The 25,226-nt window shown below is 72.1% G+C and carries 26 protein-coding genes; 9 read left to right on the top strand and 17 right to left on the bottom strand.

The window, feature by feature from the left end:
- Window positions 1-45: 45 nt before the first annotated feature.
- Window positions 46-636, top strand: a complete 591-nt coding sequence (locus J4N02_RS07895; RefSeq protein WP_243760907.1) for a DUF3000 domain-containing protein — start codon at window positions 46-48, stop codon at window positions 634-636.
- Window positions 633-1,907 carry an HRDC domain-containing protein gene (locus tag J4N02_RS07890; protein ID WP_182816018.1) on the top strand — a complete coding sequence of 425 codons (1,275 nt, stop codon included), beginning with the start codon at window positions 633-635 and terminating at the stop codon, window positions 1,905-1,907. Before J4N02_RS07895 ends, J4N02_RS07890 begins: the two co-directional genes overlap by 4 nt.
- Here the strand turns inward: J4N02_RS07890 and dxs are convergent.
- The 7 genes from dxs to J4N02_RS07855 all read right to left on the bottom strand — a co-directional run bounded on the left by dxs (window position 1,855) and on the right by J4N02_RS07855 (window position 11,067).
- The gene (gene dxs / locus J4N02_RS07885) at window positions 1,855-3,780 is read right to left on the bottom strand and encodes a 1-deoxy-D-xylulose-5-phosphate synthase (RefSeq protein ID WP_182816020.1); all 1,926 of its coding nucleotides are present in this window, start codon (window positions 3,778-3,780) and stop codon (window positions 1,855-1,857) included. The genes J4N02_RS07890 and dxs overlap by 53 nt on opposite strands.
- 58 nt (window positions 3,781-3,838) lie before the next feature.
- Window positions 3,839-4,207: a hypothetical protein gene (locus tag J4N02_RS07880; protein ID WP_188334382.1), complete on the bottom strand. Its 369-nt coding sequence runs from the start codon at window positions 4,205-4,207 to the stop codon at window positions 3,839-3,841.
- A gap of 169 nt (window positions 4,208-4,376) precedes the next feature.
- Window positions 4,377-4,841, bottom strand: coding sequence for a hypothetical protein (locus tag J4N02_RS07875; protein ID WP_182816024.1), 465 nt, complete (start codon window positions 4,839-4,841; stop codon window positions 4,377-4,379).
- A 69-nt stretch (window positions 4,842-4,910) separates the two neighbouring features.
- Window positions 4,911-7,586 carry an aconitate hydratase AcnA gene (gene acnA, locus J4N02_RS07870; protein WP_182816026.1) on the bottom strand — a complete coding sequence of 892 codons (2,676 nt, stop codon included), beginning with the start codon at window positions 7,584-7,586 and terminating at the stop codon, window positions 4,911-4,913.
- Between the two features lie 95 nt (window positions 7,587-7,681).
- Window positions 7,682-7,861, bottom strand: a complete 180-nt coding sequence (locus J4N02_RS07865; protein ID WP_182816028.1) for a DUF6767 domain-containing protein — start codon at window positions 7,859-7,861, stop codon at window positions 7,682-7,684.
- Between the two features lie 40 nt (window positions 7,862-7,901).
- Window positions 7,902-9,044 (bottom strand): class I SAM-dependent RNA methyltransferase, encoded by a 1,143-nt coding sequence (locus J4N02_RS07860; protein WP_182816030.1) that lies wholly within the window; start codon window positions 9,042-9,044, stop codon window positions 7,902-7,904.
- Window positions 9,037-11,067 (bottom strand): APC family permease, encoded by a 2,031-nt coding sequence (locus J4N02_RS07855; RefSeq protein WP_182816032.1) that lies wholly within the window; start codon window positions 11,065-11,067, stop codon window positions 9,037-9,039. Before J4N02_RS07855 ends, J4N02_RS07860 begins: the two co-directional genes overlap by 8 nt.
- A gap of 33 nt (window positions 11,068-11,100) precedes the next feature.
- On the opposite strand from J4N02_RS07855, the gene J4N02_RS07850 reads away from it, so the two are divergent.
- Window positions 11,101-11,748, top strand: coding sequence for a TrkA family potassium uptake protein (locus tag J4N02_RS07850; RefSeq protein WP_188334385.1), 648 nt, complete (start codon window positions 11,101-11,103; stop codon window positions 11,746-11,748).
- A gap of 8 nt (window positions 11,749-11,756) precedes the next feature.
- Complete coding sequence (locus J4N02_RS07845; RefSeq protein WP_182816036.1) at window positions 11,757-12,464, top strand: TrkA family potassium uptake protein; 708 nt, start codon at window positions 11,757-11,759, stop codon at window positions 12,462-12,464.
- Between the two features lie 10 nt (window positions 12,465-12,474).
- Here the strand turns inward: J4N02_RS07845 and J4N02_RS07840 are convergent, their stop codons facing one another.
- From J4N02_RS07840 to J4N02_RS07825, 4 genes are read right to left on the bottom strand one after another with little or no spacing between them, the layout of a single operon-like run.
- Entirely contained in the window at window positions 12,475-12,825 is a 351-nt protein-coding gene (locus tag J4N02_RS07840) for an OB-fold nucleic acid binding domain-containing protein (protein WP_243760906.1), read from the bottom strand.
- 10 nt (window positions 12,826-12,835) lie between these two features.
- Window positions 12,836-13,471 carry a DUF3710 domain-containing protein gene (locus J4N02_RS07835; RefSeq protein ID WP_243760905.1) on the bottom strand — a complete coding sequence of 212 codons (636 nt, stop codon included), beginning with the start codon at window positions 13,469-13,471 and terminating at the stop codon, window positions 12,836-12,838.
- On the bottom strand, window positions 13,468-13,965 hold the full coding sequence (gene dut / locus J4N02_RS07830) for a dUTP diphosphatase (RefSeq protein ID WP_243760904.1): 498 nt from the start codon (window positions 13,963-13,965) through the stop codon (window positions 13,468-13,470). Before dut ends, J4N02_RS07835 begins: the two co-directional genes overlap by 4 nt.
- Window positions 13,962-14,417, bottom strand: coding sequence for a DUF3093 domain-containing protein (locus J4N02_RS07825; protein WP_182816038.1), 456 nt, complete (start codon window positions 14,415-14,417; stop codon window positions 13,962-13,964). Before J4N02_RS07825 ends, dut begins: the two co-directional genes overlap by 4 nt.
- Window positions 14,418-14,462: 45 nt before the next feature.
- Between J4N02_RS07825 and J4N02_RS07820 the strand changes: the two genes are divergently transcribed.
- On the top strand, window positions 14,463-14,753 hold the full coding sequence (locus J4N02_RS07820) for a DUF4235 domain-containing protein (RefSeq protein WP_182816040.1): 291 nt from the start codon (window positions 14,463-14,465) through the stop codon (window positions 14,751-14,753).
- A 184-nt stretch (window positions 14,754-14,937) separates the two neighbouring features.
- On the opposite strand, the gene J4N02_RS07815 is transcribed toward J4N02_RS07820, so the two are convergent.
- A complete protein-coding gene (locus tag J4N02_RS07815) occupies window positions 14,938-16,521 on the bottom strand; it encodes an IS1182 family transposase (protein WP_188334847.1) in 1,584 nt (527 codons plus the stop codon).
- 72 nt (window positions 16,522-16,593) lie between these two features.
- Complete coding sequence (locus J4N02_RS07810) at window positions 16,594-16,887, bottom strand: DUF4193 domain-containing protein (RefSeq protein WP_182816042.1); 294 nt, start codon at window positions 16,885-16,887, stop codon at window positions 16,594-16,596.
- 95 nt (window positions 16,888-16,982) lie between these two features.
- Between J4N02_RS07810 and sepH the strand changes: the two genes are divergently transcribed.
- On the top strand, window positions 16,983-18,131 hold the full coding sequence (gene sepH, locus J4N02_RS07805; protein WP_260519446.1) for a septation protein SepH: 1,149 nt from the start codon (window positions 16,983-16,985) through the stop codon (window positions 18,129-18,131).
- On the opposite strand, the gene J4N02_RS07800 is transcribed toward sepH, so the two are convergent.
- From J4N02_RS07800 to J4N02_RS07790, 3 genes are read right to left on the bottom strand one after another with little or no spacing between them, the layout of a single operon-like run.
- Window positions 18,132-18,782: a thymidine kinase gene (locus tag J4N02_RS07800; protein ID WP_188333308.1), complete on the bottom strand. Its 651-nt coding sequence runs from the start codon at window positions 18,780-18,782 to the stop codon at window positions 18,132-18,134. It abuts the gene before it with no gap.
- Window positions 18,782-19,909, bottom strand: a complete 1,128-nt coding sequence (locus J4N02_RS07795; RefSeq protein WP_188333309.1) for an alkaline phosphatase family protein — start codon at window positions 19,907-19,909, stop codon at window positions 18,782-18,784. The genes J4N02_RS07800 and J4N02_RS07795 overlap by 1 nt, the downstream gene beginning before the upstream one ends.
- A complete protein-coding gene (locus J4N02_RS07790) occupies window positions 19,909-20,469 on the bottom strand; it encodes a DUF5998 family protein (protein WP_223202353.1) in 561 nt (186 codons plus the stop codon). Before J4N02_RS07790 ends, J4N02_RS07795 begins: the two co-directional genes overlap by 1 nt.
- A 69-nt stretch (window positions 20,470-20,538) precedes the next feature.
- Between J4N02_RS07790 and J4N02_RS07785 the strand changes: the two genes are divergently transcribed.
- The 3 genes from J4N02_RS07785 (at window position 20,539) to J4N02_RS07775 (ending at window position 24,688) form a co-directional block, all read left to right on the top strand.
- Complete coding sequence (locus J4N02_RS07785; protein WP_188333310.1) at window positions 20,539-21,573, top strand: App1 family protein; 1,035 nt, start codon at window positions 20,539-20,541, stop codon at window positions 21,571-21,573.
- A 96-nt stretch (window positions 21,574-21,669) separates the two neighbouring features.
- Window positions 21,670-24,213, top strand: coding sequence for a DNA topoisomerase (ATP-hydrolyzing) subunit A (locus J4N02_RS07780; protein ID WP_243760903.1), 2,544 nt, complete (start codon window positions 21,670-21,672; stop codon window positions 24,211-24,213).
- 1 nt (window position 24,214) lies between these two features.
- Complete coding sequence (locus J4N02_RS07775; RefSeq protein ID WP_188333311.1) at window positions 24,215-24,688, top strand: hypothetical protein; 474 nt, start codon at window positions 24,215-24,217, stop codon at window positions 24,686-24,688.
- A 9-nt stretch (window positions 24,689-24,697) separates the two neighbouring features.
- Here J4N02_RS07775 and J4N02_RS07770 read toward each other — a convergent pair whose 3' ends face one another.
- Window positions 24,698-25,198 (bottom strand): carbonic anhydrase, encoded by a 501-nt coding sequence (locus J4N02_RS07770; RefSeq protein WP_188333312.1) that lies wholly within the window; start codon window positions 25,196-25,198, stop codon window positions 24,698-24,700.
- Between the last annotated feature and the right edge of the window lie 28 nt (window positions 25,199-25,226).

Here is a 25,226-nt window from a genome sequence, read left to right as displayed (position 1 = left end):
CGCGCCACCCGCAGCCGGGGGCGTCCGACACCTAGCCTGAGGGGCGTGGCCCTGGGGAAACCGCAGTCAGACCTGTTCGACGAGGCAGCAGCCTCGCTCCTCGGCATGGTCTGGCGCCCCGAGCTGACCGTCGAGGAGATCCCGGCCCCCCAGCGCATCGCCCCGTTCGCCGCCGCCATCGCCGCCGACGTCGACTCCGACGAGGAGGAGGTCGGCAACGGACGCCTCGTGCTGCTGCACGACCCCGACGGCAACCCGGCGTGGGAGGGCACCTTCCGCTGCGTGACGTTCGCGCGCGCCAGCGTCGACCCCGAGATGGCCGCCGACCCGCTGCTGGCCGAGGTCGGCTGGTCGTGGCTGCAGGACGCGCTGGAGCGCCGCGGCGCCGACTACGCCGCACCCAGCGGCACCGTGACGGCCGTCTCGAGCAAGTCGTTCGGCTCGATGGAGGGCGACCCCGACAAGGCCGAGGTCGAGATCCGCGCGTCGTGGACGCCTGTGCTCACCCGCGGCGACGAGATCCTGACCCACGTCGAGGCCTGGCAGGACCTGCTGTGCATGGTGTCGGGCCTGCCGCTGCTGCCCGACGGCGTCGTCCCGATCCCCCTGCACCGCACGGGGCGGCGACGCCGGTGAGCGAGCAGACCCCGCGCGAGACCGACCCCGTCGAGGTCGAGGGCCCGCCCCCCGAGCTGGTGTCCCGGCCCGCCGACGGCGTCCCCCCGGTCGTGCGCACGCCCGAGGCGCTGCAGGCCACGATCGACGCGCTCGCGGCCGGTTCCGGCCCGCTGGCCGTCGACACCGAGCGCGCGCACGGGTTCCGCTACACCGGCCGGGCCTACCTGATCCAGCTGCGCCGCGAGGGCGCGGGCACCCACCTCGTCGACCCGATCGCGTTCGCCGAGGACGGCGAGCGCGCCGACCTCTCCGCGATCGCCGACGCCGTCGGCGACGCCGAGTGGATCCTGCACGCCGCCAGCCAGGACCTGCCCAGCCTCGCCGAGGTGAACATGCTCCCCCGCCGGCTGTTCGACACCGAGCTGGCCGGCCGCCTTTTGGGCCTTCCGCGCGTGGCGCTTGGGTCCCTGCTCGAGCGCGCCCTGGGCAAGACCCTGGCCAAGGAGCACTCCGCCTCCGACTGGTCGCGCCGCCCCCTGCCCGAGGACTGGCTGGTCTACGCCGCCCTCGACGTCGAACTGCTGGTCCCGCTGCGTGACTGGGTGGCCGCCGAGCTCGAGGCCGCCGGCAAGACCGAGTGGGCCGCCCAGGAGTTCGAGCACCTCGTCCTCCACGCCGGCGATGCCCCGACCCAGCGCACCGACCCGTGGCGCCGCACCTCCGGCACCCACGACGTCCGGACGCCCCGCGGCCTGGCCGTCGTCCGCGAACTCTGGCAGGAGCGGGACGCCCTGGCCCAGAAGCTCGACAAGTCGCCGGGCCGGATCCTCAACGACCGGGCGATCTCCGGGATCGCCGTGCGCGCCGAGGCGGCGGGCTTCGAGGCGTCCCGGGAGGCGCTGCGCGCCGTGGACGGCTTCCGCTGGCGCCAGGCCCAGCGCTACGAGACCAACTGGCTGGCCGCGCTCGAACGCGGCCTCGCCGTGCCCAAGGCCGAGCTGCCGCCACGGCGGCCGCCGGCGGAGGGGATCCCCCACCCGAAGGGCTGGCCGACGCGCTTCCCCGACGCCGCCGACCGGTGGGCACGCCTGCGCCCCGCGACCGTCGAGCTGGCCGAGCGCTTGCAGCTGCCGGTGGAAAACCTCATCGCCCCCGACGCGCTGCGCCGGCTGGCGTGGGAGCCGCCCGCCCCGGTGACCGAGGCGTCGGTGGACGCGTTCTGGGCCGTCGAGGGCGTCAGGCCGTGGCAGCGGGAGCTGGTCGTCCCGGTGGTGACCCCGCTGCTCTGACCGAGCACTCCAGCGCCCACTCCACGACGGTGCGGGCGACGTCCTGTGCCGTCAGGCCGAGTTCCTCGAGGACCTCACCGCGGCTGGCGTGGTCGAGGAACTGCTGCGGCACCCCGAGGTGGCGCAGGGGCGTCCAGACCCCGGCCCGGCCACAGGCCAGCGCGAGCGCGGCACCCAGGCCGCCGCTGACTCCGCCGTCCTCGAGCGTGACGACCAGGTCGGCCGCGCCGCACAGCTCGACGAGCGCGGGGTTGACCGGCAGGGCCCACACCGGGTCCACGACCGCGCACGGGACGCCCTGGGCCGACATCCGCGTGGCGGCGTCGACCGCGAGGTGCGCGAAGACGCCGTGGGCGACGAGCAGGACGCGGGAGTCCGGCGGGCTGGCGAGCACGTCGACCCCGCCGTGGGAGCGCAGCGCGGGGAGCTCGGGGGGCAGCGGGTCCTTGGAGTAGCGCACCACGCTCGGGGCGTCGTGGATGCCCACGGCCGTGCGCAACGCCTCGACGAGGCGCTGCTCGTCGCGCGGCGCGGCCAGGTGCAGCCCGGGCACCATCGTCAGCAGCGAGGTGTCCCACATGCCGTGGTGGCTGGCGCCGTCGGGGCCGGTGATGCCGGCGCGGTCGAGCACGAACGTGACGCCCTGCTTGTGCAGCGCGACGTCCATCAGCAGCTGGTCGAAGGCGCGGTTGAGGAAGGTGGCGTAGATCGCGACCACCGGGTGCAGTCCGCCCTTGGACAGGCCCGCGGCCGAGCCGACCGCGTGCTGCTCGGCGATGCCGACGTCGAAGACCCGGTCGGGGAACTCGCGCGCCAGCGCGTCGAGGCCCACGGGGTGCAGCATGGCCGCGGTGATGCCGACGATGTCGGCGTTCTCGCGGGCCAGGGTGACGATCTCGTCGCGGAACGCGTCGGTCCACGTCCGCTTCGGGTTGGCGGTCAGCGGCTCCCCGGTCTCGGAGTCGATCAGGCCCACGGCGTGGAACCGGTCGGCCTCGTGCTCCTCCGCCGCGCGGAAGCCCTTGCCCTTGACGGTCATGCAGTGCACGAGCACCGGCCCGTCGAAGTTCTTGGCGGCCTCGAAGGCGCGCTCCATCATGCCGATGTCGTGGCCGTCGATCGGGCCGACGTACTTGATGCCGAGGTCGGAGAACATGCCCTGCGGGGCGAGGATGTCCTTCACGCCGGTCTTGAAGCCGTGCAGCAGGTCGTACAGCGGGCCGCCGATGACGGGCGCCGAGCGCACGCGCTGCTTGATCTGCTTCAGCGTCGGCTCGTAGCGGCGGTCGGTGCGCAGAGTCGACAGGTGGGTGGCGATGCCGCCGACGGTCGGGGTGTAGGAGCGGCCGTTGTCGTTGACCACGACCACGAGCTTGAGGTCGTTCTCGACCGCGATGTTGTTCAGGGCCTCCCAGGCCATGCCGCCGGTCAGCGCCCCGTCACCGATGAGGGCGACGACCGTCCGGTCCTCCCCGCGCAGGCGGAACGCCTTGGCCATGCCCTCGGCCCAGGACAGGCTCGTGGTGGCGTGGGAGTTCTCCACCCAGTCGTGCTGGCTCTCGGCGCGGCTGGGGTAGCCCGACAGGCCGCCCTTTTGGCGCAGCGAGGCGAAGCCGTCCTGCCGGCCGGTGAGGACCTTGTGGACGTAGCTCTGGTGGCCGGTGTCGAACACGATCGGGTCGTGGGGCGAGTCGAACACCCGGTGCAGCGCGATGGTCAGCTCGACCACGCCCAGGTTGGGGCCGAGGTGCCCCCCGGTACGGCTGACGCTGCGCACGAGGAAGGTGCGGATCTCGTCGGCCAGCTCGGCCAACTGCGGTGCGCTCAGCGCCCGCAGGTCGCGCGGGCCGTGCACCGCCTCCAGGAACGACATGGGGTCGATTCTAGCCTCCCGGGCCTCCACCGCCCTCCTGCACCTGGGCGCGGCCGGGTCACAGCTTGCGCACGAACACCTGGCCGCGCAGCGCCTCCTCGACGAGGCCGACCTCGCGTCGACGCCGGCGCAGCAGCTCGGCCTGCTCGTGCCACGCCGCCAGCGCGGCCTCCAGCGCCTCCGGCCCCACGAACGGGCCGAGGCTGGCGCGCACCCCGCCGATCCCGTCGCGGCAGGCCTGCACCTGCGACTCGACGTGCGCGACGGCGAACCGGGCCAGGATCACGGGGTGGCGGCGCAGCACCGCGTACCCGCGGTACTCGGCCGGGCAGCAGTCGAGCAGGAAGGCGGCCGCCGTGTCCTCCCACCCATCGGTGTGCGGCGGCCGGACGCCCTCGGGCCAGCCCGGCGGGACGTACCCGGTCACCTCGCCCGGGAACCGCGTCCGCCCCTGCGGACGGCGCCCCGGCTCCCCCGCGTGTACCGGCCGAAGCCGTGCGCGTGGGAAGAGCTCCACCCCACCGCCACCGCAGCCTCCTTCGAACGGGGGTTCGATTCTAGGATCGCAGTGGGCGCCGGTCAACAGCGGGGTCGGTTCAGAGCAGGATGCTGAGCAGGCCGAGCACCACGACCGCCACGGCCAGGGCGGCGACCACCCACGGCCGCCAGGCCGGACGCCGCGGGCCCGACCAGGTCGCCGCTGCCGCCAGCGCCGGGGCCAGGACCGCCACGACGACGCGGAGCCAGTCCGGGACGGTGTCGAACCACAACGGGGAGCCCAGGAGGAGGGCGGCCAGGACGGCCCACCACTCCCAGCCCAGCCGGAACACGAACGCGGCCAGGCCCAGCCCGGCGACCGCGCCGAGGATCGCCCCAGCGCTCCCCCAGCCCAGGATGCACAGCACGTCCTCGCCGTCGCCGCACACCGTCGCCCCGAACGGCGACCACATCGCCCAGAACAGGCCGGCGACCAGGACGGCGACGAGGGTGGCGAGGTACGACCAGGCGATCCTGGCCCCGCCGACGGGCGCCTCGGCCACGCGCATTCTGATCTCGCTCATCGTCACCGAAGTCTAGACGGCAGGAGGCCCGCCCCCCGGTCGGGGACGGGCCTCGTGGGCTCGGCGGGATCAGCCCTTGAGCAGGTTCCGCAGCACGTACTGCAGGATGCCGCCGTTGCGGTAGTAGTCGGCCTCACCGGGCGTGTCGATGCGGACCACGCCGTCGAACTCGACGACCTCCCCGTTCTCCTTGGTGGCGACGACCTTGACCGTCTTCGGCGTGGTGCCGTCGTTCAGCTCGGTGATGCCGGTGAACGAGAAGGTCTCGGTGCCGTCGAGGCCCAGGGAGTCGGCCGACTGGCCGGCCGGGAACTGCAGCGGGAGGACGCCCATGCCGATGAGGTTCGAGCGGTGGATGCGCTCGTAGGACTCGGCGATGACGACCTTGACGCCCAGCAGGGTCGTGCCCTTGGCCGCCCAGTCACGGGACGAGCCGGAGCCGTACTCCTTGCCGGCCAGGACGACCAGCGGGACGCCGGCGGCCTGGTAGTCCATCGAGGCGTCGTAGACGAACTCGACCGGGCCACCCTCCTTGAGGAAGTTGCGCGTGTAGCCACCCTCGGTGCCGGGGGCGACCTGGTTGCGCAGGCGCACGTTGGCGAAGGTGCCGCGGATCATCACCTCGTGGTTGCCGCGGCGGCTGCCGAGGCTGTTGAAGTCCTTGCGCTCGACGCCGTGGCCGACCAGGTACTGGCCCGCGGGGACGTCGGACTTGATCGAGCCGGCCGGGGAGATGTGGTCGGTGGTGATCGAGTCGCCGAGCTTCAGCAGCACGCGGGCACCCGACACGTCCTCGACCGGGGCCGGGGTCTCGGGCATGCCGTCGAAGTACGGCGCGCGGCGGATGTAGGTCGAGGCCTCGTCCCACTCGAACAGGTTGCCCTCGGGGGTCTCGAGGTTCTGCCAGCGGTCGTCACCCTTGAACACGTCGGCGTAGCGGGTGGCGAACATCTCGGCGCTGATCGAGGAGTTGATGACCTCGTCGATCTCGGCCTGGCTCGGCCAGATGTCGGCCATGAACACGTCGTTGCCCTGCTCGTCCTGGCCGATCGGGTCGTTGGCCAGGTCGATGTCCATGGTGCCGGCGAGGCCGTACACGATGACCAGCGGCGGGGAGGCGAGGTAGTTCATCTTGACGTCGGGGCTGATGCGACCCTCGAAGTTGCGGTTGCCGGAGAGCACCGCGGTGACGGCCAGGTCGTTGTCGTTGACCGCCTTGGAGACCTCGGGGATCAGCGGGCCGGTGTTGCCGATGCAGGTCACGCAGCCGTAGCCGACGGTGTTGAAGCCGAGGGCGTCCAGGTACTGCTGGAGGCCGGACTTGTTGTAGTAGTCGGTGACGACCTGCGAGCCCGGGGCGACGGTGGTCTTGACCCACGGCTTGGGCTTGAGGCCCTTCTCGTAGGCCTTCTTGGCCACCAGGGCGGCGCCCAGCATGACCGACGGGTTCGACGTGTTGGTGCACGAGGTGATCGAGGCGACCGTCACGGCGCCGTTCTTCAGCTCGAACTCGCGGCCGTCGGCCAGGGTCACCGGGATCGACGCGGTCGGGTTCGAGGTGTAGCTCGGCAGGTAGTCGTTGAAGCTCTCCTTCGACTTGCTCAGCTCGATGCGGTCCTGCGGACGCTTCGGGCCGGCGATGCTCGGGACGACCGTGGACAGGTCGAGCTCCATGAACTCCGAGTAGCGGGGCTCGCGGTCGTCGTCGTGCCACAGGCCCTGCGCCTTGGCGTAGTCCTCGACCAGGGCGATCTGCTCCTCGGTGCGGCCGGTCATGCGCAGGTAGTCGGTGGTCTTGGAGTCGATCGGGAACACCGCGATGGTGGAGCCGAACTCGGGCGACATGTTGGCGATCGTGGCGCGGTTGGCCAGCGGCACCTGGGAGACGCCGGGGCCGTAGAACTCCACGAACTTCCCGACCACGCCGTGCTGGCGCAGCATGTCGGTGATGGTGAGCACCAGGTCGGTGGCGGTGACGCCCTCGTTGAGCTTGCCGGAGAGCTTGAAGCCCACCACGCGCGGGATCAGCATGGAGATGGGCTGGCCGAGCATCGCGGCCTCGGCCTCGATGCCACCCACGCCCCAGCCGACGACGCCGAGGCCGTTGACCATGGTGGTGTGGGAGTCGGTGCCGACGCAGGTGTCGGGGTAGGCCTGCAGCACGCCGTTGACCTCACGCGGGAAGATCACGCGGGCCAGGTTCTCGATGTTGACCTGGTGGACGATGCCGGTGCCGGGGGGGACGACCTTGAACTCGTCGAAGGCGCCCTGCGCCCAGCGGAGCAGCTTGTAGCGCTCGTTGTTGCGCTGGTACTCGACGTCGACGTTCAGCTTGAGGGCGTCGGGGGTGCCGAAGTATTCGGCGATGACGGAGTGGTCGATGACCATCTCGGCCGGGGCGAGCGGGTTGACCTTGTCGGGGTCGCCACCGAGGTCGGCGACGGCCTGGCGCATGGTGGCCAGGTCGACGACGCAGGCGACACCCGTGAAGTCCTGCATGATCACGCGGGCGGGCGTGAACTGGATCTCCTCGGTGGGCTCCGAGTCCGCGACCCAGGCGCCGAGCGCCCTGATCTGGTCGGCGGTGATGTTGGCGCCGTCCTCGGTCCGCAGGAGGTTCTCCAGCAGCACCTTGAGGCTGTAGGGCAGGGACTCCGAGCCCTCAACGGCGTCGACGCGGAAGATCTCGTAGTCCTTGCCCCCGGACTGAAGGGTGGTCTTGGCACCGAAACTGTTGACGCTCATGCGTACCTCTCCTGTTCGACGTTGTCCAGCAGATATCTCGACATCGAGATACTAGCACCCCCGTCCTCGCGGTGTCTGCTGTTTCGGACCCGAGCCTACGCCCCCGACCGCCTCTCGCGCGCGCGGCGACGCTCCTCGGCGTAGACGGCACGCAGTTCGTCGTCGTTCATCATCAGGTAGACCAGACCGCAGTTGTGCGGGCCGTCGGCGCCGGGGTGGCACAGGGAGCACTTGTCCGCCGGCCTCAACGGGCAGCGGGCCTCGACGTGGGACATGCTTCAACCTCCGCGACCACCCTAGCCAGCGGCCCGTCGCTCACCCAGCGGTGGCCGCCTGTTGCACGGGGCGCAGGATCGCGACGCATTCGACGTGGTGCGTCATCGGGAACAGGTCGAACGCCCGGATCGAGTCGGGCTCGTACCCGCACGCCCGGGCCGTGGCCAGGTCGCGCGCCAGCGCCGCGGGGTCGCACGCCACGTAGGCGACGGCCCGCGGACGCCGCGCGCACACGTCCTCGACCACCGCCCTGCCCGCCCCGACCCGCGGCGGGTCGAGGACGACCAGGTCGGTCCGGCCCGTCAGGCGGCGCAGGACCCGGTCCACCGAGCCGGCGTGGAAGCGGGCCCCGGGCACGTTGCGGCGGGCCAGGTCCACGGCGTCGCGGCCGCCCTCCACCCCGGTGACCCGGACGCCGGCGTCCGCCAGCGCCCCGGAGAACAGGCCCACGCCGCAGTACAGGTCCAGCGCGCGCTCCCCCGCCCGCGGCGCCAGCCCGGCCAGCACGGCGTCCACGAGGGTGTCGGCGGCTCGCGGGTGAACCTGCCAGAACCCGTCGGCGCGGACTGCCCAGTCGTGCCCCGCCGCGCGCTCCCGCACGACCAGCTCCTCGCCCGGGGTCACCCAGACCGGGCCGTCGGCGGTGGCGGCACCGACCGCAGCCCGCGGCGTCCGGAGGTCGGGGGCCGCGATGAGGCACCCCGACGCCGGCAGGGGCACCACCTCGTGGGACGCCCTGGCCCGCAGTCCCCAGCCCTCCGGCCCCCGGTGGTAGCGCATCCGCGTGCGCCAGCCGAGGTCGTCGGGATCGAGGGCCTCGACGGTGCCGTCCCAGTCGAGGCCGGCCAGCCGGGCCAGCTGCTCCGCCACGACCTGCCGCTTGAGCTCGCGCTGGTGGGCGACCGCGACGTGCTGGAGGTCGCACCCGCCGCAGACGGCCGCGATGGCGCAGGGCGGGGTCACCCGGTGCGCACTGGACTCGTGCACGGCGACCGCATCGGCCAGCGCGTGCCGCTTGGCCAGGCCGGTGACGACGACGTCGACGAGTTCGCCCTCGAGGGCGTGCCGGACGAACACGACCCGCCCGTCCACGCGGGCCACCCAGTGGCCGCCGTGGGCGATGCGGTTCACCCGCACACGCTCGAGGCGGTCGCCGACCGCCCACTGCCCCGGTTCAGTCATCGAGAGATGCCCCCGAGTGCACGGTGCCGGTACCGGGGCGGCGCCACTCGGCGGCGTCGTCGCGCTCGGCCCGCTCGATCGCGTAGCGCGACGAGGCGAGCTGGTACGGCACCGCCGTGGTGACCACGCCGGGCATGAACGCCAGGCGGGTCTTGACCAGCAGGGAGGTCTGGTTGTGCAGCAGGCGCTCCCACCAGTGGCCGACGACCAGCTCGGGGATGTAGACCATCACGATGTCGCGCGGGTTGCCCGAGCGTAGCCCCTTCACGTAGGTGAGGAACGGCCCGACCACCTCGCGGAACGGCGAGGCCACGACCTTGAGCGGGACGCCCGGGTCCAGCTCGTCCCAGGCGTGCCGGATCGCGCGGACCTGGTCGTCGTCGACGGCGATCGTGACGGCCTCGACGCTGCTGGGCCGGCTGCCGCGGGCGAAGTTGATCGCGCGCAGGGCGGGCTTGTTGAGCTCCATGACGAGGACGACCGCGCGGACCCGGCTCGGCAGCGTGTGGGCCTCGGACTGGTCGAGCGCCGTCTCGCGGGCGACCTTGTCGTAGTGCCGGCTGATGGCCTTCATCGTCACGAACAGCAGCGCCATGGCGAGCACGGCGAGGTAGGCGCCGTAGATGAACTTGCTGGCGAGCACGATGACGAGCACCGTGCCGGTGAAGGTGAGGCCGACGGCGTTGATCGCGCGCGAGCGCTGCTTGCGGCGCCGCTCGGCGGGGTCGGTCTCGACGGAGAGGTGGCGGGTCCAGTGCCGGATCATGCCGAGCTGGCTGACGGTGAAGGAGACGAACACGCCCACCACGTAGAGCTGGATCAGCGCGGTCACGCTGGCGTTGAACGCGAGCACCAGGCCGACGGCGGCCAGCGCCAGCAGGATGATGCCGTTGCTGTAGGCCAGGCGGTCGCCGCGGGTGTGCAGCGCCCGGGGCAGGAAGCCGTCGCGGGCGAGGATCGAGCCCAGCACCGGGAACCCGTTGAAGGCGGTGTTGGCCGCCAGGAACAGGATGATCATCGTCATCACGATGACGAACACGAAGCCGGGCTCGAACCCGTCGAAGACCGTCATCGCCAGCTGGGCCATCACCGTCTCCTGGTGCCCCTCGACCACCACGCCGCCCTGGGTGAACACCACGCCGGCGTGCTCGTCGACCATCTTGGCGCCGGTCAGGTTGGCCAGGGCGATGATGCCGCCCAGCATCGTGATCGCGACCAGGCCGAGGAGGCCGAGGGTGGTGGCGGCGTTGCGGCTCTTGGGCTCGCGGAAGGCGGGCACGCCGTTGCTGATCGCCTCGACGCCGGTCAGGGCCGCCGAGCCCGACGAGAACGAGCGGGCCAGCAGCGCGACGAGCGCGAAGCCCTCGAGCTGGGAGTAGAAGGGGTCACCGACGACGTCGTAGCCGGCGGTGGGCGCGGCCAGCGGCTCCCCCACCACGAGGATGCGGACGAGCCCGACCACGATCATGCCGAGCACGGCGACCATGAAGCCGTAGGTGGGGATCGCGAACAGCGTCCCGGACTCGCGCACGCCGCGGAGGTTGATCGCCATCAGCACCAGGATCAGCACGGCGGCGACCAGGCCCTCGTGGCCGACGATGAACGGGACCAGTGCCTTGGCGTTCTGCACCCCCGAGCTCACCGACACCGCGACGGTCAGCACGTAGTCGACCAGCAGGGCGGACGCCACGGTCAGCCCAGCGTTCGGGCCGAGGTTGACCGTGGCCACCTCGTAGTCGCCGCCGCCGGACGGGTAGGCGTGCACCGTCTGCCGGTAGGACAGCACGACGACGAACATGACCAGCGCGACGCCCAGGGCGATCGGCCAGGAGAAGACGAATCCGGCGACGCCGGCCAGGCTCAGGGTGAGCAGGATCTCGTCGGGGGCGTAGGCGACCGACGACAACGCGTCGGACGCGAACACCGGCAGGGCGATGCGCTTGGGGAGGAGGGTCTCGCCCAACTGGTTGCTCGCCAGCTTGCGCCCGACGAGCAGACGCTTCACGGCGTCCGTGAGGTTCACGGGGTACACTCTACGCCTGTGCACATCGTCATCATGGGTTGTGGTCGCGTGGGTTCGTCCCTGGCCCGGGCCCTCGAGCGACGCGGCCATTCCGTGGCCGTGATCGACCAGGACGCCGACGCGTTCCGGCGGCTGGGGCCCGACTTCCACGGGCGCACGGTGAAGGGCATCGGCTTCGACCGCAAGGTGCTCGTCGCGGCCGGCATCCGCGAGGCGGACGGGTTCGCCGCGGTGTCCTCCGGTGACAACTCCAACATCCTCGCCGCGCGCGTCGTGCGCGAGACCTACGGCCTCAACAACGTGGTCGCCCGCATCTACGACCAGGGCCGGGCCGAGGTCTACGAACGCCTGGGCGTCCCGTCGGTCGCGACCGTGCGCTGGGCGGCCGACCAGGTGCTGCGCCGGCTGCTGCCCGAGGGGTCGGAGCCGCAGTGGCGCGACCCGTCCGGCCAGGTCCGGCTCATCCAGCTGGGCGCCCACGACGAGTGGGTCGGGCAGCGCGTCACGGCGATCGAGGCGGCCCTCGGGGCCCGCATCCCGTTCCTGAGCCGCTTCGGGCAGGGCATGATCCCCTCCGAGACGACCATCCTCCAGGACGGCGACATGCTCTACATCGCCGCCACCAACGAGGACGTGCCCCGCATCGAGGGCCTGCTCGCCGAGCCCCCCGTCAGGATCTAGGAGACCCCATGCGCGTGACCATCGCCGGGGCGGGGAACGTCGGCCGCTCCATCGCCCGCGAGTTGCTCGCCAACGACCACCAGGTCCTCCTCATCGACCGTGACCCGAACGCGATCAAGCCCGACTCGGTGCCCGGCGCCGCCTGGCTGCTGGCCGACGCCTGCGAGGTCGACTCCCTGGAGGAGGCCCGCATCGACCGCTACGACGTGGCGATCGCGGCCACCGGCGACGACAAGGCCAATCTGGTGCACAGCCTGCTGGCCAAGACCGAGTTCGCGGTCCCCCGCACCGTGGCGCGGGTGAACCACCCCAGCAACGAGTGGATGTTCGACGACGTCTGGGGCGTCGACGTGGCCGTCTCGACCCCGCGCCTGATGTGCGCGCTGGTCGAGGAGGCCGTGACGGTCGGCGACCTGGTCCGCCTCTTCGCCTTCCGCGGCGGGCGCACCAACCTGGTCGAGATGACCCTCCCGACCGACAGCCCCACCGTCGGGCGCCGGCTGGCCGACCTCGAGTTCCCCGGGGACGCCGTCCTCGTCGCGATCATCCGCGACGGCACCGCGCAGCCGCCGCGGGCCGACGCCGCCCTCGAGGGCGAGGACGAGCTGCTGTTCGTCGTCCAGCCCGAGGCCGAGCTGGAGCTCGCGCACTTCCTGGCCCCGGGCGTGCAGCGGGAGCGGGTCGTCCAGGAGGACGACGAGGACCCGGTCGACTGACCGTCCGGGCTCAGAGCAGCTCGTAGTCGGGGTTGTAGAGGCGCCGGACGCCGCCGTCGATCGAGATCCGGCCCCGGGCCACCAGTTCGCGGCCCGCCTCGATGCCCGCGATTTCGTGGCGCCCCATCCAGATCAGCGTGACCCGGCCGGTACCGTCGGAGAGCTCCGCCTCCAGCCACGGGGTGTCCTGGCGGGGGCTGACCGTGAGCACGTCGATCGTGCCGCGCACGGTCACGCGGCTGCGGTCGACACAGGACCCGATCGCGTCCGCGCCGATGTCCTCGGCGAGGCGGTGCCGGTCGGCCGAGGCCAGTTCGTCGTTGCTGCGCAGCAGGCCGCGCACGCGCTCCCAGAGGGCCACGACGGCCAGCCTAACCCTGCGCGTCGGCCCCCTGCGGCAGGGCGAGGTGGATCAGCTCGCCGGGCACGCGCGGGGCGTCGTCGCGCTTGACCACGACGTTGCGGAAGAACTCGACGAAGACGTCGGCCGGCTCGGCCTCGCCCTCGACCATGCCCGCACGACCCATGAGGGTGCCGCGCAGCAGCCAGCGCGGGCCCTCGACGAGCCAGATGCGCGAGACGTGGAACAGCTGCTCGCCCTCGGGGCCCTCCATCGGCAGGACGCGGCGCACCTCAGGGCCGAACGGCCCGTCGGCGATCTCGGCGTGGCCGCCGGCGCCGGTGGCCTCCTCGATCGTCTCCTCGCGTAGCTCCTCGGCCAGGCCGTCGGTGCGCGGGGCGGCGAACAGCGCCAGCTCCAGGCCGGACTCGCCGTAGGCGGCCAGCAGGGCCCGCACGGTGCCGGTCGCGGGGTCGCCGTGCAGCTGCAGGCCCAGCCCGTCGAAGGGCGTGATGATCAGCGGGCCGAAGGTGACGCGCTCGACGTCGTCGGCGTCCAGGTCGACCTCGTCGAAGTCGAACGGGCCGTCCGCGCGCGGGTCGAAGTCGTCGTCGGTCCCGGGCTCGTCGAGCTCGTCCTCGAAGTCCTCGATCGCCTCGTCGCTCACTGGTTCCTACCTCCGCCTTCCCCCGTGGGGATCGAATCGTCGGCCCACGCGGTGACCCCACCGGTGGACCCGTGCCCGCCGCTGCCACGCACGCTCTCGGGCAGTGCGTCGGCCTCGGCGAATCCCGCCCGTCCGACGCGTTGGAAGACTAGCTGCGCGATCAAGTCGCCCCGGTGGAGTATCACGGATCGGCTGGCGTCGGTGTTGAGCAGGCAGACCATGATCTCCCCGCGATAGCCGGCGTCCACGGTGCCCGGCGCGTTCACGATCGTCAGGCCGTGGCGGGCCGCCAGTCCCGAGCGCGGGTGCACGAAGCAGGCCCAGCCCTCCGGGACCGCGAGCGCGATGCCCGTGCGGACCAGGCGGCGGTCGCCGGGGGCCAGCTCGACCTCCTCGGCGGTGGCCAGGTCGGCCCCCGCGTCGCCGGGGTGGGCGTACCGCGGCAGCGGCACGCCGTCGTCCAGCCGGCGGACGAGGACCTCGAGGTCGCTCACGAGGCCGCCTGCGCGCGGGCTGTCTCGATGGCGGCCGCCAGCTGGGCGGGACGGCGGCTCGAGACCAGCCAGTAGGGGTGCGGGTCGGCGGCGTCGTCGACGGTGACCTGCACCGACTCGCTCAGCCAGGGGCGCTGGGTGACGAACGCGCGGGCGTCCGCCCCGACCCCGAGGCACTCGCGGGTGGCCGCGGCGTCCAGCACCTCGACCTCGCCGAGCCAGGGCCACTCCAGCAGCGACGGACCCACGCGCAGGCCGTCGGCGTCCACGGCCAGCTCGGTGCGGCCGAACCAGGCCAGCGCGACGGTGATGACGGCGGCCACCACGAGCCCGCCGCCGAAGGCGACCCACGGGCCGTACCAGAACCCGACCGCGATGATGGTGGAGGCGCCGAAGAGGACGCCCACCAGCCAGTACCACGCCGGGGCGTTCAGACGTTCGCGATAGTGCACCCGTCCAACCTAGCGGGCGCGGGAGGTGCCCCTAGGATGAGTCCCATGGACTTCTCGCAGAAGATCGTGTGGAACGCCTACTCGACCGTGGTCGGCCTGGTCGCGGCGGTCGCCACGAAGAAGGCCGTCGACGGCGCCTGGCAGTTCGTGACGGGTGAGGAGCCCCCCGAGCCCAATGACCCGAACACCCCCACCACGCACGCCGCGATCTGGGTCCTGGCGATGGCGATGGGGGTTGGGCTGTCCCAGGTGCTGATCAACCGCTTCGCGGCGAGGCGCTGGGAGGCGTTCACGGGCTCGGCGAGCCCGCTGCGCCACGTCAACCTGAAGTTCTAGGAGCCTGCTGAACAAGGCGTCTATCTGACGGCGGGTTGGACGTGGGTGGCGGGTGGGACGCCGCCGCGGCTGTCGAGCCGCGAGTGTGAGTCAGCGCAGTTGAGTGCGACAGCGGGGTCGTCGCGCTTGTCTGAGGGTCGTGGTGGACCCGTGTGGTTGGTGTTCAAGCTCGTTCCGGGGCTGGTCAGGCGATCGCCCAGCCGGTGTTGCCGAAGCTGAGGCCGAGGTTCAGGAGGCGGCGGAGGTTGATCGCCGCGACTCGTTGGTGGAGCCAGTTGTCGTTCTTCGTGACGCCTCGGTAGGGCACTTTGCGGTTGCCTCGGGCCAGCCACGCGATCGTGCGTTCGACCATGGGCCGGTACCGGCGGTAGGTGGCTTGGAAGCCCTCGCCGGCGGCCCGTTGGCGGTGTGCGCGTTGCAGCAGGTCGTGGGGGTGCAGCTGGATGGTGCGGCCTTTCGCGGCGGTCGTGCATCGCTGCCTGAACGGGCAGGCCCGGCAGGCGATGCCGAACACCGCCTTGCGGGTCTTGGTGATGGTCTTCGTTACTCCTGCTGGGCAGGTCAGGGTGCCGGCGGCAGGGTCGTGGGTGAAGTCGTCGATGGTGAACCCGTCCTCGACGGCCGGCCGGATCGGCCAGGGTTTGACCAGCGGCACCCACCTCTTGGCCTCAAGGACGGCGAGCATGTCGCCGGTGGCGTAGGCCGAATCGCCCAGCACCTCGACCGGGCTGTCGATGGTCGGATCAGCCACCACCAGCCTGGCACCGACGGTGGCGTCGCTGTTGTCCGGCCCGGCGGCCTTGGTCAACTCGACCATGGTCGCGAGGCCGGTGTCGGGCTCGATCACCACGTGGGCCTTGAACCCGTCCTGGCGGCGCTCCACGGTCTTGTGCGCATGCCGCGCATCAGGGTCGACCGTTGAGATGACCCGGTCCGGGGCGACCCGGCGGGCGATCCGCCACCGGCCATCCGTGCCGACGGAACCCTCGGCTGGTTCAACATCCTGACCGGCCACCAAGGCGAGCAACGCGACCGCCTCGGCCGGCTTGCCGCCAGCAGCCGTGATCGCTTCGGCGTCCAGGCCGGCGAGCAGGGCGAGCGCGTCGTTGACCAGCGCCGTGACCAGTTCGTCGCGGGCCTGGCGGTCGTCCCACGCGATCCGCGGCTTGCCGGTGCTGTCGTACCCCTGGCCGGTCAGCGCGGCCAGCCGGGTGCAGCGCTGCTCGATTACCTGCTGGGCGCCGGGCACCTCCCGGCCCACCCGGCGCACCTGCGCGATCAGCTGGGTGACCGTGTCCTGCCTTGCCACCGCGTCATCCAGGATCGTCGAGTCCAGGGCACGCCGCGTCCGGCCCTTCACCGCACCCGTGGCGTCAATCACGTCCCGGACCACCTCGAAGATCCGCTGCGGCCGCTCCGACGCTGCCAGCCGAGCCCGCCACACCGTCAACGACGACGCATCAAACGCCTTCTTGTCGACCGGGTAGCCACACGCCGCTTTCCACCGCAGGTCGAACGTGAGCGCTTCGACGGCTTCCCGATCGGACAAACCGTTCAACGCCTGCAGCACGATCACCGAGGCGATCACCTCGCCCGGGATCGATGGCCGGCCCCGCCCCGACGGGAACAGGTCGGCGAACAACGCGTCCGGGAACAGGCGGTGCCGGTGCTCGGCCAAGAACCGGAACACGCTGCCAGCCGGCAACAAATGCCCCGCCAGCGACTCCACGTCCAACACATCCCGCTGCGGACTCGACTCACCCTGCACAACCCAACAATTCCAGCCAGCTGCCGGTCAGTCCCGTGGGCACGCGGACAGATTGTTCAGCAGGCTCCTAGCTCAGGCGCAGTCCACGCAGTAGACCAGGCCGTTCTTCTCGAGGGCGCGCTGGGTGCGGCCCTTCACCAGGAAGCAGCTCGCGCAGGTGAACTCGTCGGCCTGACGCGGCAGGACACGCACCGTCAGCTCCTCGTGGGAGAGGTCGGCGCCGGGCAGCTCGAACGACTCAGCGGCCTCGACCTCGTCCTCGTCGACCTTCCCCGAGTTCTTGTCGTTGCGCCGGCTCTTGAGCTCCTCGATGCTGTCCTCGTTCTCCTCGTCCGTCTTGCGAGGAGCGTCGTAATCAGTCGCCATGATGCCTTTCGAAACGCGGATGGACCTCACTGGCCCCGGGGGACCACGCACGGACGTATATACCACACCCGTCAAGGGCGGACACATCGGGAGCGGTGGCGGCAGAGCCCCGTGCCACCGGAGCGGCTCCCCCGTCACGGCGTGGGGGCACGATACGCTGCGGTGACGACCAGCGGCGAGACCTACCCCGGAGAGTGACCATGGAGAGTGCCCTCAGACCGCGCGACATCCAGGCGCGCATCCGCGCTGGGGCATCGCCCGACGAGGTGGCCGAGGCGGCCGGCGTGCCGGTCGAGAAGATCGCGGCCTTCGCCGACCCGGTGATCGCCGAGCGTGACTACATCGCCGGCCTGGCCCGCACCAACCCGGTGCGCCGCCGCGGCGAGACCACCTCCCACCGCACCCTGCGCAACGCCGTGGCCGACGCCCTGGCCGCGAAGGGCGTGGACGCCGACGAGGCGGAGTGGGACGCGTGGAAGCTGGAGGACCGCCGCTGGCAGGTCAAGGTCGCCTTCGAGCAGGACGGCGCCCCCCGCGAGGGCCTCTTCGTCTTCGACGCCATGGGCCGCTTCTCCGTGGCCGCCAACGACCAGGGCCGTGCCCTCATCGGCGACGGCAGCACCGACCAGCTGGCGCTCGTGAAGGCCACCCAGGACGAGCCCGAGGCGGAGGACGACGCCCGGGCCGACGAGCCGTACGCCGAGGACGCCGTCGAGGTGTCCTCCCCCGAGGCCCACACCGACTCCTCCGACGACGACGCCGAGGACGCGTTCCACGACGGGGACCTGCAGGAGGTGGACGGGGTCTTCGACATCGTCCCGCCCGCCCGCGGCGACCTCGACATCCTCTACGACATGCTCTCGAGCTTCGACGAGGACTCGGTGAAGATCTACGCCGGCCTGGTGCACCCGAAGGAGTCCACGCCCCTCGAGGCGGCCCCGGTCGCCGAGCCGGACCCCGAGCCCGAGGTCGAGGAGGAGGACGAGTCGGCCGACGAGGAGATGACGGGCCTGGTCCCACGCATGGAGCCCGTCCAGCCCACCCCGGCACCCGAGCCGGAGCCGGTCCCCGCCGCCGAGGCCGAGCCCGCGGCGTCCGCCGAGGAACCCGAGCAGCTCGCGCTGATCGAGGACGTCGAGGAGCCGACTCCCAAGCCGAAGCCCCGGACCCGCCGCAAGCGCGCGTCGGTGCCCAGCTGGGACGAGATCATGTTCGGCTCGCCGCGCGGCGACGCCGAGGAGTAGTCAGGCCTCGCCGAACGGCAGCGGGTCGGGCGTCGCGTCGACGCCGCGGCCCACGGCCGGCTGGCGCACGCGGTGGTGGGCGCGGCACAGCGTCTCGTAGGAGACGACGCCCGCTCCCCCGCCCTCGGTGTCGCCGACCGCGATCTGGTCGCCCTCGACGACCATGACCCCGTCCACGACCCGCGCGTTGTGGGTGGCCGGGGCCCCGCACCAGCAGCGCGGGCGTGCCTGCAGCATCTCGATCCGGTCGGCCAGCTCGACCAGCCGGCGCGAGCCCGGGAACAGCTCGGTGCGGAAGTCGGTGAGGATCCCGAAGCAGGACACGTCGATGCCGAGCTCGTCCACGATCCTGGCCAGGTCGTCCACCTGCGCCTCGGTGTAGAACTGCGCCTCGTCGCAGACGAGGTGGTCGACCCGGCGGCCACCGGTCAGCTCGCCGGTGACGTGGGCCCAGAAGTCGAAGGAGGGCGTCACCTCGATGGCGGCGCGCACCAGCCCGATCCGCGAGCTGATCGTGGCCTCCCCGCCGCGGTCGAAGCAGGTGAACCGCAGCCCGCGGCGTCCGGCCGTGGACTCGGTGTAGTCGACCTGCAGCGCGAGGGTGGACTTGCCGCAGTTCATCGGCCCGGTGAAGTACGTCAGGTGCGCCATCAGCCGACCAGCACCGGGACGCGCATCTCGAACTCGGTCAGCGAGCCGTGCATGCCGACCAGGCCGAACTCCTTGGGCTGGCGGCGGGTCATGACCGCCCAGTCGTCGCGGCAGACGACCATGACGTCGCCCCAGCGGTGGGCCAGGCGGCGGTCGACGGGCCCGAACCAGCCGGACTCCACGGCCTCCTCCCGGGTGACGACCCAGGCGCGGTCGCCCATGACGGCGCGCCACCGGGCGGCCACGGCGTCCACGTCGCGGGGCTCGCAGTAGAGCTGTCGGAACCGGCCCTCCCCGGCCAGGAGGGTGAGGTCGTCGGCGAGGTGGGGCACGTCCTCGACGACGACCCAGCGCTCGGGCGGGGAGTCGATCATGCCGTGGTCGCCGGTCACGAGCAGGCGGACGTCGTCGGGCAGCGCCTCGCGCAGGTCGCGGGCGAGCGCGTCGATGCGGCGCAGGGCTGCCCGCCAGTGCTCGGTCTGCCAGCCCATGCCGTGGCCGGTGTGGTCGAGCGAGCGCTCGTACAGGTAGACCAGCGAGCTGTCCCCGGACGCCGCGCCGTCGACGGTCCACTGGATGCGGGCCGGGTGGTCGTCCTCGTCGGGGACCGGGTGGAATCGGGCGCCGCGCAGCGCGCACTCGGTGAGGCCGGTGCCGGCGAAGCGGGCGGGGCTCACCGAGGTGAGGGTGACGCCCTGCCGGGACAGGCGCTCGAACGAGGTCAGCCGGGGCTGGACGTCGAGGGCCGATAGCCCGTCGGCCCAGGTCAGCGCGTTGAGGTAGCCGCCGTCGACCGGGTTGCGGAACGCGTAGCCGGCGATGCCGTGCTGCCCCGGGGGCAGTGCGGTGCCGAGGCTCGTGATCGAGGTCGCGGTGGTGCTGGGTGCGCCCGAGGTGACCGTGGTCGAGGCGTCCTGCGCCAGCAGCGAGGCCAGGAAGGGTGCCTCCTCCAGGGCGGCGGCCAGGTTGTGCGCGCCGAGCCCGTCGACCAGCAGCAGCACCCAGCGGTCGGACGCCGGCAGGCCCAGCGCGTCGGACCACCCGTCGATGCCGAGGGACGCGGCGAGGGCCGGGACGACGTCGGCCAGCGTGGACTCCCCGTAGGCGGGGACGAGGGGCGCCTCCACTAGACCGCCACCCGCTGCAGGCGGGCGGCGAACCGCACGAGGCCGGACACGGCGTCCTCGCCGTCGGCGGCGGCGCTGATCCGCACGGTGAGGTCGTCGGCCAGGTCCTGGATCGTGTACCCGTGGTCGGCGTCGCAGTTCGGGTCGCCGCACGTGGCGGGCTCGGCCTCCTGGCGGCGGACCGCCCCCCAGTTCACGACCAGCCACGTCTCGGTGGTGCCGTGCTTGCCGCGGCCGAACCGCTCGGGGTTCGCGGCGACCTGGGTGAGCGCCACGGAACGGATGTGCCTCAGGGACACCGTCTCGACGGTGGTCAGGGCCTGGTGGACGTTCGGGTGCTCGCCGTCGTCGGTGTGCGCCACGATGAACCGCGTGGGCGTCAGCACCAGGACGGTGACGTGCCGGTGCAGCTCGGTCGAGCTGAACGTCGCCTCGTGGTGGACGAGGCTGTCCACGACCTCCTCGTCGGCGATCGCCTGGGCCACGGTCGCGGACACGAACTCGGGGAAGTACCCCGAGGCCACGATGGCAGCGCGCAGGTCGGCAGGGAGCGTGGTCATGGGCGGCATTGTCCCACGCCGGTGGGGCGGGCGGGAAACCGGTCCCCCGGACCGGTTACGGTGAACCCCATGAGCAACCGGCCGTTCTTCGCCGCCCGCCTCGAGCTCTTCCTCGACCGGCGGCTCGAACAGCTGTTCCGTGCGTTCGGGTGGCAGGAACGGGTGATCGCGTACACGGCCTACGGCGACGAGGGCTTCGCCCGGGTGCTGGGCCGGGTCGTGCTGTCCCCGCCGTTCGCCCAGACGGTCCTCGGCCAGGCCGCCGAGCAGTTCCTGCGCCGCCGCGGCTGGCGCAACTTCTTCACCGCCGCGTGCGTGCACGCCCGCTACACCATCACCCTCGGCGACGCGGAGGTCACCGGCACCACCGACCGGGGCGGCTACGTCGACCACCGGCTGCGCGGCCACGGCCTCGGGCCGGGCTGGCAGGCCGGCACGATCCGCACCGCGACCTCGCAGGAGTCGGTCGTGCAGGCGCAGGTCGTGGGCTCGGACGTCCGGTTCGGGATGGTCTCCGACATCGACGACACGATCCTGTCCACGATGCTCCCGCGCCCCTTCATCGCCGCGTGGCACTCCTTCATGCGCACCGAGGCCGCCCGGCAGGCGATCCCCGGCATGGCCGTGTTCTACGACGAGGTGCTCCGGAGCCACCCCGGCGCGGCCGTGATGTACCTCTCGACCGGCGCGTGGAACACCCACGGCTTCCTGAAGCGGTTCATGCGCCGGCACCGCTACCCCGAGGGCGCGATGCTGCTCACCGACTGGGGGCCGACCAACACCGGGTGGTTCCGCTCGGGCCAGGAGCACAAGCGCAACGCGCTGCTCCAGCTCACCGTGGACTTCCCGCGCATCCAGTGGCTGCTCGTGGGCGACGACGGCCAGCACGACCTCGACATCTACAGCGAGTTCGCCACCGCGAACCCCGACCGGGTGCTGGCCATCGCGATCCGGCAGCTGACCCCGGCCGAGCAGATCCTGGCCCACGGCACGACCGAGCCGCTGGCCGGCGACGAGCCGCTCCCCCGGGACATCCCGGTGTTCAAGGCGCCCGACGGCCGCGGCCTGAAGCGCCAGATGCGGGAGTTCCTCGGCCTGTCCTGAACCGCGGCAGGCGGCGGAGTGGCACCCGCGGCGTCCGGTCGCGGTTGGGCACAATGGCACGACGAGCGGGTAGCTCGGGAGGAGTGGGGGAAGCACGTGGTAGCGAAGCCGCCGGTCGACGACGAGGCGACGGAGAGAATCACCGACATCGACGTCACCGAGGAGATGGAGACCAGCTTCCTCGAGTACGCCTACTCGGTGATCTACGCGCGCGCCATCCCCGACGCCCGCGACGGCCTCAAACCCGTGCAGCGCCGCATCCTCTACTCGATGGACGACATGGGCCTGCGCCCCGACCGCAGCCACGTCAAGTGCGCCCGCGTCGTCGGCGACGTGATGGGCAAGCTGCACCCCCACGGCGACACCGCCATCTACGACGCGCTCGTGCGCCTGGGCCAGGGCTGGGCCATGCGCCTGCCGGTCGTCGACGGCCACGGCAACTTCGGCTCGCTGGACGCCGGCCCCGCGGCCATGCGCTACACCGAGTGCCGGATGGCACCCGCCGCGCTGGCGATGACCGGCGAGATCGACCAGGACACGGTCGACTTCAAGCCCAACTACGACGGCAAGATGACCGAGCCGGTCGTGCTGCCCGCCTCGTTCCCGAACCTGCTGGTCAACGGGTCGACCGGCATCGCGGTCGGCATGGCCACCAACATCCCGCCACACAACCTCGTCGAGTGCGTGCAGGCCCTCAAGCACCTGCTCAAGCACCCCGACGCCACCGTCGAGGACCTGATGCGCTACGTACCCGGCCCCGACCTGCCCACCGGCGGCAAGATCGTCGGCCTTGAGGGCATCGCGGACGCCTACGCGAGCGGGCGCGGCACCTTCAAGATCCGCGCGACGGCGCGCATCGAGCAGACCTCGCCGCGCCGCAAGGGCATCGTGATCACCGAGCTGCCCTACATGATCGGCCCCGAGCGGATCATGGAGCAGGTCTCGACGCTGGTGCGCAACAAGAAGATCACCGGCATCGCCGACATGAAGGACCTCACCGACCTGACCCACGGCCTGCGCCTGGTCATCGAGGTCAAGAACGGCATCAACCCCGACGCGATGCTCGAGCAGCTGTACCGGATGACCAAGCTCGAGGACAGCTTCGGCATCAACATGGTCGCCCTCGTCGAGGGCCAGCCCCAGACGCTGACGCTGCGCGACGCGCTCGTCGTGTACGCCGACCACCGCCTCGACGTCACCCTGCGGCGCACCCGGTTCCAGTACCGCAAGGCCGCCGACCGCCTGCACCTGGTGCGCGGCCTGCTGCTGGCCATCGTCGACATCGACGACGTGATCGCGATCATCCGCGGCTCCGACGACGTCGCCCAGGCCCGCGCCAAGCTGATGGAGGTCTTCGACCTCGACGAGGTCCAGGCCAACTACATCCTCGACCTGCAGCTGCGCCGGCTGACCAAGTTCTCCCGCCTCGAGCTGGAGAAGGAGCGCGGCGAGCTCGAGCAGCGGCTGGCCGACCTGTCCCACATCATCGAGAACGACGACGAGCTGCGGGCGCTGGTCGCGCGCGAGCTCGACGAGGTCGCCCGCGTGCACGGGACGCCGCGGCGCACCGTCCTGCTCGCCGGTGGTGGCGCCACCGTCACCGCGGCGAAGGCGACCCCGCTGGAGATCGCCGACGACCCGTGCTGGGTGATGCTCTCCTCCGCCGGGCTGCTGGCCCGCGCCGACACCGCCGAGGAGATGCCCGCCCAGGGACGCCGCGCCCAGCACGACGTGATCACCTCCGCGATCCGCACCACGGCCCGCGGCGAGTACGGCGTGCTCACCTCGCACGGACGCGTCGTGCGCGCGCAGGCGATCGAGCTGCCCTCCATCGCGATCACCGCCGATGCGCCCAACCTGCAGGGCGGCTCGCTGGCCACCGAACTGCTCGACCTCGCCAAGGGCGAGCGGGTGCTGGCGCTGACCACGCTGGGCGACGCCACGTACGGCTGGGCGCTCGGCACCCGCAACGGGGTCGTGAAGCGCACCAACCCCGAGCTGTTGGCCAAGGATGCATGGGAGGTCATCCGGCTCGACGACGGCGACGAGGTCGTCGGTGCGGTCGAACTGGCCGACGACTCCGGCGAACTGTGCTTCATCACCTCCGACGCCCAGCTGCTGCACTTCCCGGCGGCCGGCGTGCGCCCGCAGGGTCGCGGCGGCGGCGGCATGGCGGGCGTGAAGCTGGCCAAGGGCGCCTCGGTGGTGTTCTTCGGGCTCGTGCCCGACGGCGAGGCCACGGTGGTGACGGTCTCCGGCACCGGCTCGGGCCTGCCCGGCACCGAGGCCGGCCTGGCGAAGGTGACCCCGTTCACCGAGTACCCGGGCAAGGGCCGCGCGACGGGCGGCGTCCGCTGCCACCGGTTCCTCAAGGGCGAGACCACGCTGCTCGCGGCGTGGGCCGGCCCGACGCCGGTCGTGGCCGCGGCCCCCTCGGGCGCCCCGATCGACTTCACCACCGTGCACGACGGACGCCGCGACGGCTCCGGCACCCCCCTCACCCAGCCGCTGGGTGGGATCGGGACCCGGACCCACGGCGTCCGGACGGCCCCGTCGCCCGCCTCGCTGGCCGGGGCCGGCGTGGACGACACCCCGGGCGAGGACGCCACCGACGCGCCCGACGACGGCGCGCTGTTCTGACATGGACGTCGACGCGCTCCTGACGAGCCTCGCCGAGGCCGCCGCGGGGCGCGTCGCGAGCGCCCTCGTGGCCGACGACGAGCACACGCTCGAGGTGTCGGTGGCGGGTGCGGGGCGCTGGGTCGTCCGGTCCTGGAACCGGGAGTGGACGGGCGGGCCGGACGGCGTCCGGTGCTGGCACCTGATCCCGGCCGGGGGCGCCGCCGAGGTGCCCAGCGGACGCCCCGACGGCTGGGTGCACCCCGTCGTCGGGATGCTGCGCCCCGACCTGTTGCCGGTCTGGGGGCGCGGCGAGGACGACTACGAGCCGATCCGCGTCGTCGAGGGCCTGTTCGGCCCGGCGCAGGTCGTGCTCGGGCGGGTCGGGGACGACGAGGCCGTCGGCACCCTGCACCTGGACGCGCGGCGCTGGCTGTGCACGGCGCTGGAGCTGCCGGGCCAGTCGTGGACGATGACCCAGTTCACGTCCCCCTGAGGCCGGGCCTCAGCACTCGCGGGAGAGCAGCCCCGTCTCGACGTCGTAGAGGAAGCCACCGACCTCGGCGAACCCGGCGATCAGCGGGTGGGTGCGCAGCCGCTCGCAGTCGGCGCGCAGGTTGCCGAGCTGGTCGGGCGAGACGCCGAACTCGAAGTCGCCCGGGTCGATGCCCGAGGCGCCCATGATCGCTGCGCGCATGCCCGCCTCGTCCAGCGACGAGGCGGCGCACTTGGTGTGCGGCACGAGCAGGATGCGGTTCACGTTCAGCTTGTGCACGCCCATGATGAAGGCGGCCAGGCCCCGGTCGGTCAGGCGGGCGCCGGCCGTACGGAGGATCTTCGCCTCGCCGATCATGAGGCCGACCATCTCCAGCGGCTCGATGCGACTGTCCATGCAGGTCAGGATCATGACGCCCTGGTGGGCGATGCCGTCGAACTCGCGGGGGGCCGACCGCGCGTACCGCTTGTTGGCTGCCAGGAGGTCGTCGAAGATGCCGTCATCGGTCATGCTCGCGAGCCTAGCCCTGCCCCCCTGA

The sequence above is a fragment of the Propioniciclava sp. MC1595 genome, from assembly GCF_017569205.1.
Lineage (GTDB): Bacteria > Actinomycetota > Actinomycetes > Propionibacteriales > Propionibacteriaceae > Propioniciclava.
The sequence above is the reverse complement of the archived record's forward strand: the minus strand, read 5'-3'. Positions and strand labels throughout refer to the sequence as shown.